General features: G+C 60.7%; 23 protein-coding genes and 1 pseudogene. 9 read left to right on the top strand and 15 right to left on the bottom strand.

The features are described 5' to 3' along the window. Nucleotides 1-4: 4 nt before the first annotated feature. From C4J93_RS14210 to C4J93_RS14200, 3 genes are all read right to left on the bottom strand, one after another. The gene (locus C4J93_RS14210) at nucleotides 5-616 is read right to left on the bottom strand and encodes a LysE family transporter (protein WP_124429690.1); all 612 of its coding nucleotides are present in this window, start codon (nucleotides 614-616) and stop codon (nucleotides 5-7) included. A 66-nt stretch (nucleotides 617-682) separates the two neighbouring features. Continuing rightward, nucleotides 683-1,966, bottom strand: coding sequence for an arsenic transporter (locus tag C4J93_RS14205; RefSeq protein WP_124429689.1), 1,284 nt, complete (start codon nucleotides 1,964-1,966; stop codon nucleotides 683-685). A 19-nt stretch (nucleotides 1,967-1,985) separates the two neighbouring features. After that, complete coding sequence (locus tag C4J93_RS14200) at nucleotides 1,986-2,186, bottom strand: helix-turn-helix transcriptional regulator (RefSeq protein ID WP_124429688.1); 201 nt, start codon at nucleotides 2,184-2,186, stop codon at nucleotides 1,986-1,988. A gap of 171 nt (nucleotides 2,187-2,357) precedes the next feature. Between C4J93_RS14200 and C4J93_RS14195 the strand changes: the two genes are divergently transcribed. The 4 genes from C4J93_RS14195 (at nucleotide 2,358) to C4J93_RS14180 (ending at nucleotide 4,174) form a co-directional block, all read left to right on the top strand. Beyond that, a complete protein-coding gene (locus C4J93_RS14195) occupies nucleotides 2,358-2,573 on the top strand; it encodes a hypothetical protein (RefSeq protein WP_046068240.1) in 216 nt (71 codons plus the stop codon). A 71-nt stretch (nucleotides 2,574-2,644) separates the two neighbouring features. Next, nucleotides 2,645-3,340, top strand: a complete 696-nt coding sequence (locus C4J93_RS14190) for an AzlC family ABC transporter permease (RefSeq protein ID WP_124429687.1) — start codon at nucleotides 2,645-2,647, stop codon at nucleotides 3,338-3,340. Continuing rightward, on the top strand, nucleotides 3,337-3,648 hold the full coding sequence (locus tag C4J93_RS14185) for an AzlD domain-containing protein (RefSeq protein ID WP_124362985.1): 312 nt from the start codon (nucleotides 3,337-3,339) through the stop codon (nucleotides 3,646-3,648). Before C4J93_RS14190 ends, C4J93_RS14185 begins: the two co-directional genes overlap by 4 nt. A 172-nt stretch (nucleotides 3,649-3,820) precedes the next feature. After that, nucleotides 3,821-4,174 (top strand): hypothetical protein, encoded by a 354-nt coding sequence (locus C4J93_RS14180; RefSeq protein WP_124362984.1) that lies wholly within the window; start codon nucleotides 3,821-3,823, stop codon nucleotides 4,172-4,174. Nucleotides 4,175-4,295: 121 nt separating this feature from the next. Here the strand turns inward: C4J93_RS14180 and C4J93_RS14175 are convergent, their stop codons facing one another. The 10 genes and pseudogenes from C4J93_RS14175 to C4J93_RS14135 form a co-directional block, all read right to left on the bottom strand. After that, nucleotides 4,296-5,000: a YoaK family protein gene (locus C4J93_RS14175; RefSeq protein ID WP_124429686.1), complete on the bottom strand. Its 705-nt coding sequence runs from the start codon at nucleotides 4,998-5,000 to the stop codon at nucleotides 4,296-4,298. 64 nt (nucleotides 5,001-5,064) lie between these two features. Then, entirely contained in the window at nucleotides 5,065-6,699 is a 1,635-nt protein-coding gene (locus C4J93_RS14170; RefSeq protein ID WP_124429685.1) for an ATP-binding cassette domain-containing protein, read from the bottom strand. A gap of 125 nt (nucleotides 6,700-6,824) precedes the next feature. Then, entirely contained in the window at nucleotides 6,825-7,874 is a 1,050-nt protein-coding gene (locus C4J93_RS14165) for a DNA topoisomerase IB (RefSeq protein WP_124409996.1), read from the bottom strand. A gap of 75 nt (nucleotides 7,875-7,949) precedes the next feature. Continuing rightward, on the bottom strand, nucleotides 7,950-9,029 hold the full coding sequence (modC, locus tag C4J93_RS14160) for a molybdenum ABC transporter ATP-binding protein (protein WP_124429684.1): 1,080 nt from the start codon (nucleotides 9,027-9,029) through the stop codon (nucleotides 7,950-7,952). Between the two features lie 5 nt (nucleotides 9,030-9,034). After that, the gene (gene modB / locus C4J93_RS14155) at nucleotides 9,035-9,715 is read right to left on the bottom strand and encodes a molybdate ABC transporter permease subunit (protein ID WP_124370801.1); all 681 of its coding nucleotides are present in this window, start codon (nucleotides 9,713-9,715) and stop codon (nucleotides 9,035-9,037) included. Continuing rightward, the gene (modA, locus tag C4J93_RS14150) at nucleotides 9,716-10,468 is read right to left on the bottom strand and encodes a molybdate ABC transporter substrate-binding protein (protein WP_124429683.1); all 753 of its coding nucleotides are present in this window, start codon (nucleotides 10,466-10,468) and stop codon (nucleotides 9,716-9,718) included. A 105-nt stretch (nucleotides 10,469-10,573) separates the two neighbouring features. Beyond that, nucleotides 10,574-11,632 carry a nitronate monooxygenase family protein gene (locus C4J93_RS14145; protein WP_124429682.1) on the bottom strand — a complete coding sequence of 353 codons (1,059 nt, stop codon included), beginning with the start codon at nucleotides 11,630-11,632 and terminating at the stop codon, nucleotides 10,574-10,576. Nucleotides 11,633-11,765: 133 nt separating this feature from the next. Next, nucleotides 11,766-12,430: pseudogene (gene alkB, locus C4J93_RS14140) on the bottom strand (DNA oxidative demethylase AlkB). Nucleotides 12,431-12,433: 3 nt separating this feature from the next. After that, nucleotides 12,434-12,601: a hypothetical protein gene (locus C4J93_RS27155; RefSeq protein ID WP_164485259.1), complete on the bottom strand. Its 168-nt coding sequence runs from the start codon at nucleotides 12,599-12,601 to the stop codon at nucleotides 12,434-12,436. A 25-nt stretch (nucleotides 12,602-12,626) separates the two neighbouring features. Continuing rightward, nucleotides 12,627-12,929: a DUF1883 domain-containing protein gene (locus C4J93_RS14135; RefSeq protein ID WP_124362975.1), complete on the bottom strand. Its 303-nt coding sequence runs from the start codon at nucleotides 12,927-12,929 to the stop codon at nucleotides 12,627-12,629. Between the two features lie 212 nt (nucleotides 12,930-13,141). Between C4J93_RS14135 and C4J93_RS14130 the strand changes: the two genes are divergently transcribed. The 4 genes from C4J93_RS14130 (at nucleotide 13,142) to C4J93_RS14115 (ending at nucleotide 15,541) form a co-directional block, all read left to right on the top strand. After that, nucleotides 13,142-13,492, top strand: coding sequence for a hypothetical protein (locus C4J93_RS14130; RefSeq protein ID WP_034119649.1), 351 nt, complete (start codon nucleotides 13,142-13,144; stop codon nucleotides 13,490-13,492). A 187-nt stretch (nucleotides 13,493-13,679) separates the two neighbouring features. After that, nucleotides 13,680-14,327, top strand: coding sequence for a c-type cytochrome (locus C4J93_RS14125; protein WP_124429681.1), 648 nt, complete (start codon nucleotides 13,680-13,682; stop codon nucleotides 14,325-14,327). Beyond that, nucleotides 14,324-15,235 carry a c-type cytochrome gene (locus tag C4J93_RS14120; protein ID WP_124429680.1) on the top strand — a complete coding sequence of 304 codons (912 nt, stop codon included), beginning with the start codon at nucleotides 14,324-14,326 and terminating at the stop codon, nucleotides 15,233-15,235. Before C4J93_RS14125 ends, C4J93_RS14120 begins: the two co-directional genes overlap by 4 nt. 75 nt (nucleotides 15,236-15,310) lie before the next feature. Further along, nucleotides 15,311-15,541 carry a hypothetical protein gene (locus C4J93_RS14115; RefSeq protein ID WP_124367139.1) on the top strand — a complete coding sequence of 77 codons (231 nt, stop codon included), beginning with the start codon at nucleotides 15,311-15,313 and terminating at the stop codon, nucleotides 15,539-15,541. A gap of 9 nt (nucleotides 15,542-15,550) precedes the next feature. Here C4J93_RS14115 and C4J93_RS14110 read toward each other — a convergent pair whose 3' ends face one another. After that, on the bottom strand, nucleotides 15,551-15,832 hold the full coding sequence (locus C4J93_RS14110) for a hypothetical protein (RefSeq protein ID WP_124362970.1): 282 nt from the start codon (nucleotides 15,830-15,832) through the stop codon (nucleotides 15,551-15,553). 143 nt (nucleotides 15,833-15,975) lie between these two features. Beyond that, on the bottom strand, nucleotides 15,976-16,161 hold the full coding sequence (locus C4J93_RS14105; protein WP_003173828.1) for a hypothetical protein: 186 nt from the start codon (nucleotides 16,159-16,161) through the stop codon (nucleotides 15,976-15,978). A gap of 299 nt (nucleotides 16,162-16,460) precedes the next feature. Here C4J93_RS14105 and galU point away from each other — a divergent pair, with 299 nt between their 5' ends. Then, on the top strand, nucleotides 16,461-17,300 hold the full coding sequence (gene galU, locus C4J93_RS14100) for a UTP--glucose-1-phosphate uridylyltransferase GalU (RefSeq protein WP_043049885.1): 840 nt from the start codon (nucleotides 16,461-16,463) through the stop codon (nucleotides 17,298-17,300). The last annotated feature ends 7 nt before the right edge of the window (nucleotides 17,301-17,307 follow it).

Genomic DNA, 17,307 nt, shown 5'->3' with positions numbered 1-17,307 from the left:
CCTGTTAAATACCCTGCGCCGCGAGAATGGCCAGATAAATCAATACCAGGCCGCAGGCGCCATAGCTGATGCGTTGCCAAGTTGGCGAAGCATTCTTGCGCAGCACGTTGACCAGCGCGGCAGTCAGAAAGCATGACAGCACCGACGCCAGCATGAAGCCGGCAAAAAACATCAGGGTTTGCCCATGGCTCGGGGTGGTGCCGACGATGCCCGACAACGCGCTGCCCAGGGCGCCCCAGTAAACGATGTTCTTCGGATTGGCCAGGGAGATCGCTGCGCCCACTGCCAGGGCGTTTTTCCCGGAGCTGGCGGGTGCACTTTCGACTTGCGGTAGCTGCCACGCATCCACCAGGCTGCGGATGCCCAGCCAGGCCAGGTAGAGCGAGCAGACCACCGTCAGCGGCACGCGCACCGCGTCATGCTGGATCAGCAGCGCGATGCCAGTCAGCCCGATCACCGCCCAGACCGCATCGCCCACCAACGAGCCGATCTGCACCAACAGGGCCGGTGTGAAACCGTAGAGCAAGCCACGGCGCAGGGTTTCAGCGAGCACCGCGCCGGGAGACAGACAAAACACAAAACCGAAAACCAGCGCATAGAAAAAGATCGTCAGCATGCCCGCGTCCTTTCGAGAAAGTGCGAGAGCATACGTCAGTGTCGAGATGAATGAACACTGCGTCCTTTACACACTCAGGCGCAAGGCCAGGGCGGCAAGGGTGATCAACAGCACCGGCACGGTCAGCACAATCCCGACCTTGAAGTAGTAGCCCCAGGTGATGGTGATGCCTTTGCGCGCCAGAATATGTAGCCACAGCAAGGTCGCCAGGCTGCCGATAGGGGTGATTTTCGGGCCCAGGTCGCTGCCGATCACGTTGGCGTAGATCATTGCGTCCTTGACCACGCCCACGGCATGGCTCGACTCGATGGACAGCGCGCCGATCAACACCGTTGGCAGGTTGTTCATCGCCGAGGACAACAGCGCGGTGAGCACGCCGGTGCCCATGGCCGCGCCCCACACGCCGTAGTTGGCGAAGGTGTCGAGCCAGGTGGCCAGGTAGTCGGTCAGGCCGGCGTTACGCAAGCCATAGACCACCAGGTACATCCCCAGGGAAAAGACCACGATCTGCCACGGTGCGTCTTTCAGCACCTTGCGCGTGGAGATCGTGTGGCCCTTGGCGGCAATCACCAGCAACAGCACGGCGCATACCGCGGAAATTACACTGATGGGAATGCCCAGCGGTTCCAGCGCGAAGCAGCCCACCAGCAAAATACCCAGCACCCACCAGCCGGCGCGAAAGGTCGCACGGTCGTGGATGGCACTGGCGGGTTGTTCCAGGTCGGCGGGGTCGTAAGACTGCGGAATATCGCGACGGAAAAACCATAGCAGCACCGCCAGGGTCGCGGCGACGCTGACCAGGTTCACCGGCACCATCACGGCGGCGTATTCATTGAAGCCGATCTTGAAATAGTCCGCCGAGACGATATTCACCAGGTTCGACACCACCAGCGGCAGGCTTGCCGTGTCGGCGATAAAGCCCGCGCCCATGACGAATGCCAGCGTCGCCGCCGGCGAAAAGCGCAGGGCTAACAGCATCGACATCACAATCGGGGTGAGGATCAACGCCGCGCCGTCGTTGGCGAACAACGCCGACACCAGTGCGCCCAGCAGCACCATATAGGCAAACAATCGCCGGCCCCGGCCACGCCCCCAGCGCGCCACATGCAGCGCGGTCCAGGCAAAGAACCCGGCTTCATCCAGCAATAGGCTGATGATGATCAACGCGACAAAGGTGCCGGTGGCATTCCAGATGATGTGCCACACCACCGGAATATCCGCCAGGCTGATCACCCCGCAGGCCAGGGCCAGGATCGCGCCCAGGGAGGCGCTCCAGCCGACGCCCAGGCCCCTGGGCTGCCAGATGACCAGCACGATGGTGATGATGAAAATAGCAATTGCGACAAGCATGAATAAACGCTCCGATGGCTCAGCAAGTGCTGGCCTGTTGTGGTCTGTCGCCCATTGCATCCAGACGCCGCGCGTCGTTTTGCAACCCTGGCGGGCTGTCATCCAAGGCATGGATCAGTTCGCCCACGTAAAGTTCGCCTTTGCGCAGGATCAATCGCATCAACTGTGCTCGGGTGGCGTTGGCCAGGCATTTAAACAGGGTAGGGGCCGGCCTATCCATGGTGTTTGCCTGTCTGCGGCTTCGCACAGGCGGATAAGCCTCAATGTAAGCCAAATCCTGATTTCGTTTGACGTGGATCAACTGCCTCCTAATCAGCCACAAGTGATTGAAATTAAACTGAAACACGAATGTCCTAAAGTGCCGCCCATTGCTGATGAAGGAAGAGATCGCGTGACCCGAGCCACTCGTAACCTGCGCAAGACCCTGGATTCCGTTGCGGAAAATAACGAAACCGCTGCGTTCGACCTGATGCGTGCCGTCGAAAAACTCGGCGATGAGGTGCTGCGCCAGCGCCTGCTCAACACCATTCACCGGTTGAACCAGGACGCCTACGAACTGCGCGAAGCGCGCGACTCGGTGGAGCTGGTGTCGGTAAAGCTCGCCTGAGCAAGATCGTTCAAGACAAGTGCCTGGGCGCGCTGGCATGCTTGCCGACTGTCTGTCGATGAGCCTCATCCATGCCTACTGCCCTCCCTCATGACGCGTTCACGCGTGGCGCAATCGCTGTTATTCCGTTATCCCTGGCCTGTGCCCCCTGGGGCTTGCTCGCCGGCTCAATGGCAATCGATGCGCAGTTCACCCCGCTGCAAGCCCAAGGGTTGTCCGCCATCGTGTTCGCCGGTGCCGCTCAGTTGGTGGCGATCGGCATGGTCAAAAGCGGCGCGAGCCTGATCTCCATCGTGCTGACCACCTTGCTGCTGACCTCCCAGCACTTGCTCTACGGCATGCACATGCGCCCGACGCTGTCCTCGCTCAACACCCGCTGGCGCATGAGCCTGGGCTTTCTGTTGACCGACGAGTTCTTTGCCCTGGTCAACCACTATGACCGCCAGACCTTCAATCGCTGGTATGCCCTGGGTGTCGGCCTGACGTTCTATATCATCTGGAACCTGTTCACTTTGGCCGGCATCGTCCTGGGCAAAAGCATTCCCGGGCTGGACCAGTTGGGGCTGGAGTTTTCGATTGCCGCAACCTTTATCGCCCTGATCACGCCGGTAGTGCGCGACGTGCCGACGGTGGTCTGCGTTGCCGTCTCGCTGTCGTGCTCGGTGTGGCTGAGTTACCTGCACTGGGAATCGGCGGTGGTGGTCTCGGGGGTGTTGGGAATGAGCGCCGGGTTCGCCTGCAAGCGCCTGGGAGTAGGCCAGCGATGATCTATCTGATGATTGTGGCGATGGGGTTGGTGGTGTTTTTCAATCGCTACCTGTTTATCGAACCGCGCCTGCCGGTGCGGCTCAATCGGGGGGCGCGTGAGTTCCTCGGGTTCGCCGTGCCGGGCATGCTCACCGCGATTTGCGGGCCGATTATTTTCATCAAAGACCACCAGCTCAACCTGAGCCCGAGCAACCCCTATTTGCTGGCTGGGATCTGCGCCGTGGCGCTGATGATTTGGACGCGCAGCGTGCTGATCACGGTGTTGTCGAGCATGGTGTTGTTCTATCTGTTGCGCTGGTGGTTGTGAGCCGCAGGCGAAAAAAAGCCCGCGGGAGGGCGGGCAGAAGGAGGACTTCTTGAAAATGAGCCTGGCCACTATAAGCATCCGGTTTTGCCTGCACAGTGAAACAAAATTCATGGGCGCGTCAGTTGGCGGCGGCGCAATGGTAGAGTCACGGTTTTTCCAGGGAAGCACGAGCATGCATAAAGCGGTGATAGGCGCATTGGTACTGGCAGCACTGGCCGGTTGCGCGGGTTCGAAGATGAAAGAGGCGCGCGCGGGCAGCCCTTACAAGACCATGGCCTCGGACAAGGCTACCCTGGTGGTCGCCCAATGCATCCAGTACGGCTGGCAGGACGAAAGCGTATTTGGCGTCGATGCCGGCGGTTTCAAGGAAGCCACCGAGGCCGGAGGTTTCACGGTGTACACCACTGGCGGTGACTACTTTGTGGATGTGCTGAGCACGGGCGCAGGTTCTACCGTCAAGTATTACGCCGCAGAAGACACGATGCCCGCCAAACGCCGTTTGGCCGCACTCGCCACTTGTCTTTAATACCTTGCCTTGGTCATATTTGGCCTATTATTCAACCGCTCGCCCGACGTAATGGCTCTTTACCGGTACACGGATGTCGAGGCTTAAACGTCGGGCGGGCACCTCCTTCCGGGGCCACTGTTCAGCGTGGCATGAAGCCTAACTGCCAGCGTCGCGGAATCGCCAGGGTCGCCAGGCCCAATGATCCCGCCAACGCACCGCTGACCCACAGGGCGCTCAGGCCGATCTGCTGCTCCAGCAGCGCGCCGATCACGGCGCCGATAAACATCCCCGCCCAAGGTATCAGCTGCATGCGCCAGCCATTGCGGCGCTCGCCCAACAACCAGCGGCCCAGCCCGCGACCGAAACGCGACAGCGCCCCCGTGACATAGGTGAGCCCTACCGGCACCCCGTTCACTTGCTCGACGGCCGCGTTGAGCATGCCCATGGCGATAATCGCCGCTAACAGGGCGGGCAGGGTCTCGGCCCATGGCAGCAGCGCCGCGCCGCAGAGCAGCGCGCCGATGCTCAGCAACAAGGGCAGCGCGCGACGCTTGCTTACGCGGCTGACAACCACGCCCAAGGCATTGCCGACGATGAAGGTGGCAACCAGCAACAGCAACCGCCCGGTAAGGCCAAGGTCACCCGCACTGATCGCAACCGCCAGGCGCGTGGTGTTGCCGCTCATGAACGAGACAAAATCGCCGCTGGCCATGAAACCAATGGCATCGGTCATGCCCGCCAGTACCGACAGACCGGCCACCAGCATCAAGCCCACACGCCCACGCCAACGCTGTCGATGGGCGAGCGCGGCGTTGGTGTAAGGCTTGGCGGGCGAAGGCAGCATAGGGCTTTCCAGTGAAGTTATTCGGCCACTACCCTAGGGCGCTTTGCGTGTGCGCGCAATCACCTCACACCGACTCCAGGCGCCAGCCCGTGCTGTGCCAGCTCAAGTAATGGCTGGGCTCGGTCGCCTGCAGGAACGCCTCATCGTGGGACACCACCAGCATTGCCCCGGTAAAACCTTTCAAGGCCTGTTCAAACGCAATCACCGTCTCCAGGTCGAGGTGGTTGGTCGGCTCATCCAACAGCAACAGTTGCGCCGGCACGTCGCGCCACAAAGCGATCGCCATCGCCGCTTTCAACCGCTCGCCACCGCTGAGTTGACCTGCCGGCTGGGTCACCCGCGAGGCATCCAGTTGCAGCAAGGCCAGCCGCGTGCGCAGTTCGGCTTCGACCAGCGGCGTATCGAGCAGGTTGAGCTGTTCGACGACAGTGCGCTGGTCATCCAGCAGCGTCAGGTGCTGGTCGATATACGCGCAGGGCAGCGCCACCGTGCACGTCCCACTGAGCGCTTGCCATTGCCCGGCAAGCAGCTTGAGCAGGGTGGATTTGCCGCAACCGTTCGGCCCGCGCACAGCCACCCGCATGGGGCCGGTCAGGTCAAGCGTCAGAAAGGTGGAAGGTGCCTGCGGATCCAGCCAGGGCAACTGTGCCTGTTGCAGGCTCAGAACCTGGCGGCCGTTGGGCACCGCCGCACCCGGCAAGGCCAACAAGGTCGGCGTCTCGTCCACCACGCGCTCGTAAGCTTGGCGCACCTGCGCATTGAGGGTGTTTTTTTGATCATGATGGGCGCTGCCCAGAGTGCTGACGATTTGCGTGGCCGCGCTTTTCCATCGTGCCTTGGTAAACCGGTCGACGTTGGCGGTCGCTGCATATTGGCGTGCACGCGCCGCGTTGCGCTGCAGGTTGTCATGGTCCTTTTGCAAGCGTCGGCGTTCGCGGCTGCGCTGTTCGCGGGCGTGTTCCCATGCCGCGATAGCCGCCTGGCGTTGTATATCGCGTTGCTGAAGATAGGCATCGTAGTTGCCGCCGTACATCTGCGCACCCAGGGGCGACAGTTCGATGATCCGGCCCATGGCGTTGAGCAATTGGCGATCATGGCTGACCACCACCAGGCCACCACGCCATTGCGACAATTGCTGCAGCAGCCAAACGCGCCCGAGGCTGTCGAGGTGGTTGCTGGGTTCGTCGAGGATCAGTAACGGCGGCGCCGCCAACAATGCGCCGATCAGCGCCACCTTGGCCAATTGGCCACCACTGAGCCGGTCGGCCCGGGAAGTCGCGCTGAGCGAGGGCAGCCCCGCCGTATCCAGGGCCACGCGCAGGCGTTCGGCGAGGTCCCAGCGATCATCGATCCGTTCCAGATCACCGGCCACGCCTGTGCCCTGGGCCATGCGTGCAAGGGCGGCCAGGCACTGAGCGGTGCCGGTGATATCGGCGACAGTCGCACCCGGGCGCACCACCACGGTCTGGGGCACGTAAGCCAGCTGGGCCGGTGCGTTCAGCGTACCGGAGGAGGGTTGCAGGATGCCGGCGATCAGTTGCGCGAGGATACTTTTGCCACGCCCGTTGCGACCGACGATGCCGGTCGGCGTGTGGTCGATGGACAAGGTGAGGTCTTCCAGCAAGGTTTCGCCATTGGCGAACTGGAAAGACAGGTGTTGCAGGGAGACCAGTACGGGCAGCCGGTTGACGTGAGTCATCAGCACCTCCAGGAAAATGTCGAACAGGCCAACAAGCGCGCCAGGCGGGCTTGTTGCAGATACATTTTGGAAGGCTTAGTTGTTCACGTCGGCGATCGTCCCGCGATTCAGAAGGGAGGCAGAGGCTAACCCACCTTGGCTTGGCCGGGCAAGTCGGCGGCCAGTTGCTCAAGGAACATGGCCAGGGCGACTTCTTCGGCTTTCAGCCCCTTGCGCACCCGTGGCTTGGGCAGTTTCGACAACTCGCCCAGGCTGAAATGCTCCAGCACCGCCGGGTGGATATAGCACTTGCGACACACCGCCGGCGTATTCCCCAACTGCCGGGCAACGTCCTTGACCATGGTCACCACGTGCCGTTTGGCATCAGACTCCGGTTGCCACGCCAACTCGCGCAACACCGCCAGCGCCATGGCCGTGCCGGCCCAGGTGCGGTAGTCCTTGGCGGTGAAATCTTCGCCGGTCAGGCTATGCAGGTAAGCATTGACGTCCTGGGAGCTGACGGTATGGCGTTGACCGTCCTCGTCCAGATACTGGAACAGGTTCTGCCCCGGCAGCTCCATGCATCGCTTGACCACGCTGGCCAGGCGCCGGTCCTTGACGCTGATCTGATGCTCCACGCCGCTTTTGCCGCGAAACTGGAATTTTATCTCGCTGCCCTTGATGTCCACATGGCGGTTGCGCAGGGTGGTCAGGCCGTAGGATTTATTGTCACGGGCGTACTGGGTATTGCCGACACGGATCAGCGTGGCATCGAGCAGCATCACCACCGTGGCCAGCACCTTTTCGCGGGTGAAACCCGGTTCGGCGATCTGGGCTTCCAGCTGTTTGCGCAACTTGGGCAGGGCGTTGCCGAATGCCTGCAGCCGCGCGTACTTGTCGCTGTCGCGCACTTCGCGCCAACGCGTGTGGTAACGGTACTGCTTGCGGCCACGGGCGTCGCGGCCGGTGGCTTGCAGATGCCCCTGCGGGTCGGCGCAGATCCACACATCGGTGTAGGCGGGCGGTACCGCCAGGGCATTCAGGCGCTTGATCTCATCGGCATCGGTGATGCGCTCGCCGTCGGGGCCGAAATACTGAAACTTGCCGCGCAGTTTTTTGCGGCGGATGCCGGGTTGGGTGTCGTCAACGTAATGCAGGTCGCGAGGCAGAGCGACGGGCGGCGAAGAGTCGGGCATGGTGCAGGTTCCTTGGCAATGGATCAGGCCGGTATGTCTGATTGACCGCGTCGCCCTGCGGTCGTGCCAAATGGTTTAGGCCAGCACCGCCACCGCCTTGATTTGCGCCCACAGCGCCTGGCCCGGCTGCACTTGTAGCTGATCCCGCGAGAACCGCGTGATGCGCGCCAGCAACGGCGTGCCACCGGCATCCAGGCGTACCAGTACATGAGCGCTGTTATCCGCGGCGACGTCCTGGATGACCGTCACCGGCAGGCGATTGAGGATGCTGCTGTGTGCCTGCGCCTGGTGGCTGAGGCTGACGTCCCGCGCCTGAATTTTTACCCGCAGCTGTTTACCCACGGCCATCGGCGTGTGGGCCACGCGCATCTGCAGCGGGCAATCGGGCAATTGCAGGGTGAGCAACTGATAGTGATCGTCGTAGGCAATCACGCTGCCCGTGACCACCACACCGGCATCGTCGCCCCGTGCCAGGGGCAGATCGAGCCGCGCCAGGGTTTCGCCGATGGGCCCGCTGGCCACCACCTTGCCGTCGCCGAGCAGGACAAGGTGGTCGGCCAGCCGCGCCACTTCGTCCTGGGCATGGCTGACGTACAGCACCGGGATATCCAGCTCGTCGTGCAGGCGTTCGAGATAGGGCAGGATTTCATTTTTGCGCTGGCTGTCGAGGGCCGCCAGGGGCTCATCCATCAGCAGCAATCGGGGGCTGGTGAGCAACGCACGGGCGATGCCGACGCGCTGGCGCTCACCGCCGGACAGATGCTGCGGATTACGCTCAAGCAGGTGCGCGATGCCCAGCAACTCAGTGGCGTGGGTCATCTCCACACGCCGCTGCAAACGCGGGATGCGCTTGAGGCCGAACGCCAGGTTGGCCCGCACCGACAGATGGGGGAATAGGCTCGCCTCCTGGAAGACATAACCCAAGGCGCGTTTATGCGGCGCCACGAACCGGCCGTTACGGCTGTCTTGCCAGACCTCATCGTTGATCTGCACAAATCCGTCTTCGGCGCGCTCCAGGCCAGCGATACAGCGCAGGCAGGTGGTTTTGCCGGAGCCCGACGGGCCGTACAGGGCGGTCACGCCACGGCCGGGCAGTTGCAGCTCCACGTCCAGTGCGAAGCCGGAGTATTTCAAGTGCAGACGTACTTCAATCATCGCACTCAACTCCAGCCCATGTTGGTTTTACGGCTGGAGTAGAGCGCCAGCAGCACGAGGAATGCGAACACCACCATCGCGCCGGCCAGCCAATGGGCCTGGGCATATTCCATGGCTTCGACGTGGTCGTAGATCTGCACCGAAACCACCCGGGTCTTGTCCGGAATATTGCCGCCGATCATCAGCACCACGCCGAACTCGCCGACGGTGTGGGCGAAGCCGAGAATCGACGCCGTAATGAAGCCCGGGCGTGCCAGCGGCAGGATGACTGTGAAAAAAGTGTCCCAAGGACCGGCGCGCAAGGTCGCGGCCACTTCCAGCGGGCGCGTGCCGATGGCTGAGAAGGCGTTCTGCAGCGGTTGCACGACGAAGGGCATGGAGTAAATCACCGACCCTATCACCAGCCCGGCAAAGCTGAAAGTCAGGGTGCCCAGGCCGAGCCACTGGGTGAACTGGCCGAAGTAGCCATGGGGCCCCATGGACAACAGCAGGTAAAAACCGATGACCGTCGGCGGCAACACCAATGGCAACGCAACCACGGCCCCCACCGGGCCGCGCCACCAGGAACGGGTGCGCGACAGCCACAGGGCGATCGGCGTACCGATCACCAACAGGATCACAGTGGTCAGCGACGCCAGTTTGACCGTCAACCAGATCGCGGAAAAATCGGCGCTCGTCAGCGGCATTTACAGCTCGTAACCGTAGGACTTGATCACCGCAGCCGCCTTCGGCCCTTTCAGGTAGTCAACCAGTGCCTTGGCGGCAGCACTGTCCTTGCCTTTATTGAGTATTACGGCGTCTTGTTTGATCGGGTCATGCAGGGACGACGGCACGATCCACGCCGAGCCGCTGGACACCTTGCCGTCCTTATAGATCTGCGACAACGCCACAAAGCCCAACTCGGCGTTACCCGTGGAGACGAATTGATAGGCCTGGGTGATGTTCTGGCCTTCGACGAGCTTGTCCTTGACCTTGTCGGTCAAGCCTTCCCTGGCCAGCACCTGGGTGGCTGCCAGGCCGTAGGGCGCGGCTTTCGGGTTGGCAATGGACAGGTGCTTGAATGCATTCTGTTTGAGCACGTCGCCATTGGCATCCACGTAGCCTTCTTTGGCCGACCACAGGGCCAGGGTGCCGACCGCGTAGGTAAAGCGCGAACCCTTGACGGTATCGCCTTCGGCCTCGAGTTTTTGCGGGGTAGTGTCGTCGGCACTGAGGAACACTTCGAACGGCGCGCCGTTCTTGATCTGGGTATAGAACTGCCCGGTCGCCCCGTAGGCCGCGATCAGCGTGTGACCGGTGTCTTTTTCGAAGTCGGCGGCAATGGCCTGGATCGGCGCGGTAAAGTTGGCGGCCACGGCGACTTGCACCTCATCGGCATGCGCCGAACCCAAGGCAAAGGCGGCAAGCAGGGGGGCCAGGCGTGAGGCGCGGATCAACATTAAACAACTCCTTGAGGATGTACGGCTGGGTACCGCTATGTAGGAGAATATATAGCGGTTGCCTGCTGCCGGTACAGTGCCGCGTTGCTTAAGGCGCCAAGGTTGCTATTGCAGTTTGGCCAAGGTCTGCGCTGCCAGTTGGCGGGTCAGGTCATAGGTGGAGCGCTCATTACCCAGACGCAATGCTTGGCCCGCCCACAGGTTGCTGAAGCCGGCTTCGTCCTTGGCCTTGAGCGGCATCAACGCGCCACCGGCCCGTGGAAACGCCGGCGCAGCGGGGTTGATCGCGCCCAGCTCACGCATCACCCGATTGACAATGCCCCGCGCCGGACGCCCGGTGAACAGATTGGTGAGGGCTGTTTCGCTGGCCTGGGCATGTCGCAACGCATGGTGATGGGCAGCGCTGACGCTGGCTTCCGGGGTGAACAGATACGCGGTGCCGACCTGCACCGCTGAGGCGCCCAAGGCAAAGGCTGCGACCATTGCGCGCGAGTCGGCGATACCACCAGCCGCGATCACCGGCACGCTGACGGCGTCGACGATTTGCGGCAGCAGCGCCATCAAGCCGATCTGGCTGTTGAGATCATCACTGAGAAACATCCCGCGGTGCCCACCGGCTTCAATGCCCATTGCAATCACGGCGTCACAACCGTTTTCTTCCAGCCAGACCGCTTCCTCCACCGTTGTAGCCGATGACAACACCTTGGCCCCGCTGGCTTTTACCCGGGCCAGCAAGGATTTTTCCGGCAGACCGAAGTGAAAACTGACGACTTCAGGGCGGAAGGTTTCAACCACTTCACACGCCGCTTCGTTGAAGGGCGCACGATTGGATACCGGAGTCGGCGCATCAAAATCGGCGCCCAGTTCGCGGTAGTAGGGCGCAAGCAACGCTTTCCAGCGTTGGTCGCGCGCTTCGTCCGCCTCAGGCGCCTGATGGCAGAAAAAGTTGACATTGAGCGCGCGGGTGCCGGCCTGGCGAATGACGGTCAATGCTTCGCGCAGTTGCTCGATGCTCAGCGCCGCCGCAGGCATGGACCCCAGCGCACCGGCCTGACAGGCGGCGATTACCATGGCGGTAGTGGTCGCTCCCGCCATCGGGGCCTGGATGATGGGCAGCTCGATGCCCAGCAGATCGATAATGCGCGTGTCTGGCCAGGTGCTCATGGGATGCGTCTCCAGCTTCAGTAAGGCTTTTCGCTGTTTTAACAGGGCTCTTGGCGCGCGGCCAGTCTGTTTTATTCACTGGACGGGGGTAGTGCGTTGTGCAGCGGGTTAACGGGCGAAGCTTGCGGTCAAATCAGCCGGCGGTGCGAAAGGTCAGGTTGATGCGTTGCGACCCCATGATCGGGTGCACGCCTTCTCGGACCGGCATCACCCCGTGGTAGCGCAGGCGATCCACGCCGCCCCAGACCACCACATCACCGTGGAACAGCGAAATCTTTTGCGCCTTGTCGCTGCGCTGGTGACCACCGAACAGAAAAATCGCCGGCAGACCGAGGGACACCGAGACCACCGGTGCATCGTAACGCCGCTCGTTCTTGTCCTGGTGCAGGGACATTTTTGCGCCGGGCACATAACGGTTGATCAGGCAGGCATCCGGTGAGAAATCGGCGAAGCCCGCCGCGTTTGCCGCCGATATCGCCAGTTCGCGCAATGCGTCGGGCATTGGCGGCCAAAGCTGCTGGCTACGCGGATCGAGCGGGCTGTAGCGATAGCCGGACGTGTCGGTGGTCCAGCCCAGCTCGCCGCAACTGCTCAGCGCGGCCGACATGGTAAAGCCGCCGGGCGTAACCATCTGCCGAAACGGCGATTGGGCCAGGACACGCCGCAACTCGGGTAATAAACGCTCAATCCAGGGTAGGGCGTAGCCCCCAGAACGTAAGACGCTTCGCCAATCTGTTCGCGCCTTGCGGGTTGTTGCAAGGCGTCATCGGCGAACAGGTCAGCAGTAGGGCCCGGCATGGCTTACAGCGCCTTGCTCACGTTGATGTCGGTAATTTCGTCGCTTGCCTCGTGGATTTTCGCCAGGGCTTGCTTGGCTTCCTCGACGCTGTTGCTGGTCAGCTGGACAAATTCGAAGCGACGTTCGCCGTTGAGCTTGTACTTGATGACGTATTTGGTCGTGGTGGTCACAGCTTTTTTCCTTGCGGTGTTCGGGTCAGCTCAGCTTGGTGCCGGTGCGACGAACGATGCGAATCTTGTGGGACAGCGCTGGCTTGCGGGTAACGCTGATGGCGCGGCGCGTGACCACGTCAAGGGTGATGTTCCAGAAACCGGTGCTGGGCGCAGTGATTTTTGCCGGGAATGTGTCGAATGCCCCACCGTGGTAGGTATGGCGGCCGCCGTTCTTGAAGCTGCGAAAATTCGCGTCGCTCATGAGACGAATATTACAGGTCTGCGAGCATTCGATGACGACAATGTCTCCCTCGTTGAGGTGCTCACGCTGATGGATAAATTTCATGGGGTGTCTCCAGAAGGGCTTTTTCTGAAAAATCAGAACGATACGTAGGATAAGATGGAGTTTATCAGCCCCAGCGCGTTTATTATCGGGTCGTCGTCGACGACTTCGACAATTTAAAACAGTTATTTACCGAGTTTTCAGAGATAAATCCTACATCGGCGGGAGAAATCTCCTGCGCCCGCTGTCGTAGGGTCTTTATCGGAGGTTTTAGTATGAAGTGGAGTGTGTTGGTGCTGGCCTTGGCGATAGGTGGCTGTGCTTCGGTTGCAGATATCAAGCAGACCCCACCTACGTTGGTGGTCATTTCCGGGAAAAAGCCGCAGGAATATGCTGCGTGTGTAGTGCGCAAATTGGAGGCGACACGTCGTCCACCGCAGATCGAACCCCATAAAGATGGTTTTCAAGTGATCGTGCCGCAGAAGTTCTCGGCCGATCCGTCGGCGATCTTCGAAATCGAAGACCGCTCCAGCGGCAGCAGCATCAAACTCTACGAAAGCATGTCCAACGTGCCGATCCGGCCGGGCGATGTGAAGAAAGCCGGGGAAGATTGCATTTCCGGTTAAGCCACGGCGTATCCCCACGCACTGAACCCGATAAAAGCCCCACCCTGTAGGAACGAGCATCTTCGCTCCTACAGGGTGGGGCTTTTTTTGCGTGTTTCAGGGTGTTGTGACGCCGGATCAATTCCCATACCATCTGTATGGTTATGCAGTTTATGCCTAAGCTTATAACTATAAAGATGGAGCTGTGATGATGTCTCTGGAACGAGCAATGGTGGGAAGCGCGTTATGGCTGCTGTTGGGTAATGCCTACGCGCTCGACGGCAACACAACTTATACCGTGGGCGGTTCGCAGCCCGGCGCGATGCCCTGTGTGGCGTGTCATGGCGCCGATGGGCTGGGGCTTGCGGCGGCAGGTTTCCCCAGGTTGGCGGGGTTGCCCGCACAATACGTGCGCAGGCAATTGTCGGACTTTGCCAGTGGGGCGCGAAGTAATCCGGTGATGCAGCCGTTGGCAAAGGCGCTCACTGACGCCGAAATCGCCGCGCTAAGCGAGGCTGTGGCCGCGATGCCAGCCCCTTTGACCGCCAGGATGCCCCGCAGCGAAATGCCTGCCAACCCGATACAGAAACTGGCCCTGCAAGGGGCGTGGGAGCGGCAGATTCCCGCGTGCGTCAGTTGTCATGGCCCTTCCGGTGTCGGTGTGGGGGACGCATTCCCGCCGTTGGCCGGCCAGCCGGCGGCGTACCTGGCCGCGCAATTGAGCGCCTGGCAGAACGGCACACGGCGCGACGATCCCAATGACCTGATGGGGCACATCGCCAAATCCCTGACCCCGGATGAGGTGCAGGACGTGGCCCAGTACTTCGCCTCATTACAGCTGGAGGCCAAGCCATGAAGGCGCTCATGTTGATGGGGATGTTGATGGCAGTGCCCGCCCATGCCACGCCGATCGCCATGGAAGACCAGTCCCAATTGCGGGCCGCTACGCACCCCAATGCCCCTGCCTTTCAACCTCCTCAGGAAAGCGAACTGCCGGACAATGCCTACGGCAAGCTGGTCAGGCAGGGGTATGGTTTGTTCGTCGACACCAAGCGCCTGGCACCACAATTCGTAGGCAACGGGCTCAACTGCAGCAATTGCCACCTCGATCAAGGCCGCATGGCCAACTCGGCGCCATTGTGGGGTGCGTACCCGATGTACCCGGCTTATCGCAAGAAGAATGACAAGGTCAATACCTTTGCCGAACGCTTGCAGGGCTGCTTCCAGTTCAGCATGAACGGCGGTACCCCTCCGGCGGCGGACAGTCCCGAAATCACCGCGCTGTCGGTGTATGCCTACTGGCTCTCCAGCAAAGCGCCCTTGGGGGTTGAATTACCTGGGCGCGGCTATCCCGAAGTGGCGCAACCGGCTAAAGGCTACGACCTGGCCCAGGGCGCGCAGGTGTACAACGGGCAATGCGCGGTGTGCCATGGCGTTGAAGGGCAGGGGCAGAAGGTGGGCGAGGGTTATGTCATGCCGCCGTTATGGGGTAAGGATTCCTACAATTGGGGCGCCGGTATGCACCGGATCAACACGGCAGCGTCCTTCATCAAGCACAATATGCCGCTGGGCAAGATCGGCAGCTTGAGCGATCAGCAGGCATGGGATGTCGCGGCGTACATCAACAGCCACGAGCGGCCCCAGGATCCGAGGCTGGTCGAGGGATCGATAGAGAAGACTCGCATCAAGTTTCACGCCAATGATGGGGTCAATCTCTATGGCCAGACGGTAGACGGCGTGTTGATCGGGCAAGGCATCCGGTAAACTGTCGGTCACCGCCTACAAAAATGCCGCTCAAACCCTGGGTCTGAGCGGCATGCCCTACCTGGAACGCCCATTATGAAGCGAGAACACGTCAAAGCCCGCCATGCTGAAGGTCAGATCACGGCGACCCACGTCATCCAGAACCCTGCCGACCTCGGCGAGTGGATCGTATTTTTCAAGAAGAATGACGGCCGCAGTTACTTCCTGGTGGATGATCAGGATGAGGTCGAGTCATTTCCGCGCCTGGATGACTTGATCGACATCCTGCGCAGCCTGGGGATCAAGTTCGCCGAGGTTCACCTGTAGCGTTACGGCTTACTTGCACACCACCACTACGCTGCGGCTTTTGAAATTGCCCACGTCCTTGCCCAGGGTCTGTTCGCTTTCCTTGAGTGATGGGGTGCCGTCTGTGCCGACGATACGGTAGCCAGTCCCTGCGCACGAGGCGTCAGCTTTCTCATAGCAACTGGCCCATGAGTTGGCTTCGCCCGAGCAGTCGATGGTCAAGCCTTGTTCACCATTTTTCAGATAAGTGTCCGACGTGGTGGTGCAGCCGGCCAGCGCCAATACCGCGGTGAGTGCCAGGATTTTGTTCATAGAGAATCGTCTTCGAAGGTGTTGAAGGGAGCGCTGACACTAGTGTGGGGCGTTGGCGAAAGATTATAGCGAACTGCCATCTAGGTACAGCCAAACACAAAAAAGCCCCGCTTGGCGGGGCTTTTGATGCAAGGCAGCGCGGCTTATTTGCCTTTTGGCCGCTTGCTCGACGCATGACCTGCTTCATCGACGAACACTTCGGCAACCGCAATCGCCATGCTTTCGGTCTCGAAAACGCCTGCGACGCTGTCGCCATGGAAGTTGATCAGGTGCCAGCCGTCCGCACGTTGGGTGATCAGGTAGCCGTTTACGCCTTTTGGTTCTGACATCTAATTAGCAATCTCGTAAGCTGATTCAAGGGTGCAATGATAGCCGCAAATACGCGGGGTTTGCCCAAGTAATTCAAGCCCGGTGCCCGGTGCCGAAAAGCGTGCTACAAAGGGTGCAGCCTCTGGAAACATCAACACCCAGGCGCCGGTCCGTCTGCCTGTTGAAAGATCAGCGGAACTTACGCCGACATATTTTCTCTATGATGACATCGCGGCGCCAGCAGGACCCATTGTAAGGTGACTGCGGCCTGATTAGACTGCGCCGAATTCCGTACGCACAGCCCTCTGTAAGGACTCATATGATCAAGAAATGCTTGTTCCCAGCAGCCGGTTACGGCACTCGCTTCCTGCCAGCGACCAAAGCCATGCCCAAAGAGATGCTGCCGGTGGTGAACAAGCCACTGATTCAGTACGGCGTCGAAGAGGCACTGGATGCCGGCTTGAATGAAATCTCCATCGTGACCGGCCGTGGCAAGCGCGCGCTGGAAGACCACTTCGACATCAGCTATGAGCTGGAAAACCAGATCAAGGGCACCGACAAGGAAAAATACCTGGTCGGTATCCGCAAGCTGCTCGACGAATGCTCGTTCTCCTACACCCGTCAGACCCAGATGAAAGGCCTCGGCCACGCCATCCTCACCGGTCGTCCACTGATCGGTGATGAACCGTTCGCCGTGGTACTGGCCGATGACCTGTGCGTGAACCTGGAAGGCGACGGCGTGCTGACCCAGATGGTCAAGCTCTACCAGAAATACCGCTGCACCATCGTCGCGGTAATGGAAGTGGACCCATCGCAAACCAACAAGTACGGCGTCATCGCCGGTGACGACATTGGTGATGGCCTGATCCGCGTACGTGACATGGTCGAGAAGCCAGCCCCTGAAGATGCCCCATCGAACCTGGCCATTATCGGTCGCTACATCCTGACGCCGGACATCTTCAAGTTGATTGAAGAAACCGAGCCGGGCAAAGGCGGCGAGATTCAAATCACCGACGCCCTGATGAAGCAAGCCAAAGACGGTTGCGTCATCGCCTACAAATTCAAAGGCCAGCGTTTCGACTGCGGTGGTGCTGAAGGCTACATCGAAGCGACCAACTTCTGCTTCGAGCACTTCTACAAGACTGGCAAGGCTTACTGATTCACGT

The organism is Pseudomonas sp. R2-37-08W (assembly GCF_003851705.1).
Classification (GTDB): Bacteria; Pseudomonadota; Gammaproteobacteria; order Pseudomonadales; family Pseudomonadaceae; genus Aquipseudomonas.
The sequence above is the reverse complement of the archived record's forward strand: the minus strand, read 5'-3'. Positions and strand labels throughout refer to the sequence as shown.

Bases quoted from the DNA above. Each gene is read 5' to 3' on its own strand.
- C4J93_RS14210 (WP_124429690.1), bottom strand. From the start codon at position 616: ATGCTGACGATCTTTTTCTATGCGCTGGTTTTCGGTTTTGTGTTTTGT.
- C4J93_RS14205 (WP_124429689.1), bottom strand. From the start codon at position 1,966: ATGCTTGTCGCAATTGCTATTTTCATCATCACCATCGTGCTGGTCATC.
- C4J93_RS14200 (WP_124429688.1), bottom strand. From the start codon at position 2,186: ATGGATAGGCCGGCCCCTACCCTGTTTAAATGCCTGGCCAACGCCACC.
- C4J93_RS14190 (WP_124429687.1), top strand. From the start codon at position 2,645: ATGCCTACTGCCCTCCCTCATGACGCGTTCACGCGTGGCGCAATCGCT.
- C4J93_RS14185 (WP_124362985.1), top strand. From the start codon at position 3,337: ATGATCTATCTGATGATTGTGGCGATGGGGTTGGTGGTGTTTTTCAAT.
- C4J93_RS14180 (WP_124362984.1), top strand. From the start codon at position 3,821: ATGCATAAAGCGGTGATAGGCGCATTGGTACTGGCAGCACTGGCCGGT.
- C4J93_RS14175 (WP_124429686.1), bottom strand. From the start codon at position 5,000: ATGCTGCCTTCGCCCGCCAAGCCTTACACCAACGCCGCGCTCGCCCAT.
- C4J93_RS14170 (WP_124429685.1), bottom strand. From the start codon at position 6,699: ATGACTCACGTCAACCGGCTGCCCGTACTGGTCTCCCTGCAACACCTG.
- C4J93_RS14165 (WP_124409996.1), bottom strand. From the start codon at position 7,874: ATGCCCGACTCTTCGCCGCCCGTCGCTCTGCCTCGCGACCTGCATTAC.
- modC (WP_124429684.1), bottom strand. From the start codon at position 9,029: ATGATTGAAGTACGTCTGCACTTGAAATACTCCGGCTTCGCACTGGAC.
- modB (WP_124370801.1), bottom strand. From the start codon at position 9,715: ATGCCGCTGACGAGCGCCGATTTTTCCGCGATCTGGTTGACGGTCAAA.
- modA (WP_124429683.1), bottom strand. From the start codon at position 10,468: ATGTTGATCCGCGCCTCACGCCTGGCCCCCCTGCTTGCCGCCTTTGCC.
- C4J93_RS14145 (WP_124429682.1), bottom strand. From the start codon at position 11,632: ATGAGCACCTGGCCAGACACGCGCATTATCGATCTGCTGGGCATCGAG.
- C4J93_RS14135 (WP_124362975.1), bottom strand. From the start codon at position 12,929: ATGAAATTTATCCATCAGCGTGAGCACCTCAACGAGGGAGACATTGTC.
- C4J93_RS14130 (WP_034119649.1), top strand. From the start codon at position 13,142: ATGAAGTGGAGTGTGTTGGTGCTGGCCTTGGCGATAGGTGGCTGTGCT.
- C4J93_RS14125 (WP_124429681.1), top strand. From the start codon at position 13,680: ATGATGTCTCTGGAACGAGCAATGGTGGGAAGCGCGTTATGGCTGCTG.
- C4J93_RS14120 (WP_124429680.1), top strand. From the start codon at position 14,324: ATGAAGGCGCTCATGTTGATGGGGATGTTGATGGCAGTGCCCGCCCAT.
- C4J93_RS14115 (WP_124367139.1), top strand. From the start codon at position 15,311: ATGAAGCGAGAACACGTCAAAGCCCGCCATGCTGAAGGTCAGATCACG.
- C4J93_RS14110 (WP_124362970.1), bottom strand. From the start codon at position 15,832: ATGAACAAAATCCTGGCACTCACCGCGGTATTGGCGCTGGCCGGCTGC.
- C4J93_RS14105 (WP_003173828.1), bottom strand. From the start codon at position 16,161: ATGTCAGAACCAAAAGGCGTAAACGGCTACCTGATCACCCAACGTGCG.
- galU (WP_043049885.1), top strand. From the start codon at position 16,461: ATGATCAAGAAATGCTTGTTCCCAGCAGCCGGTTACGGCACTCGCTTC.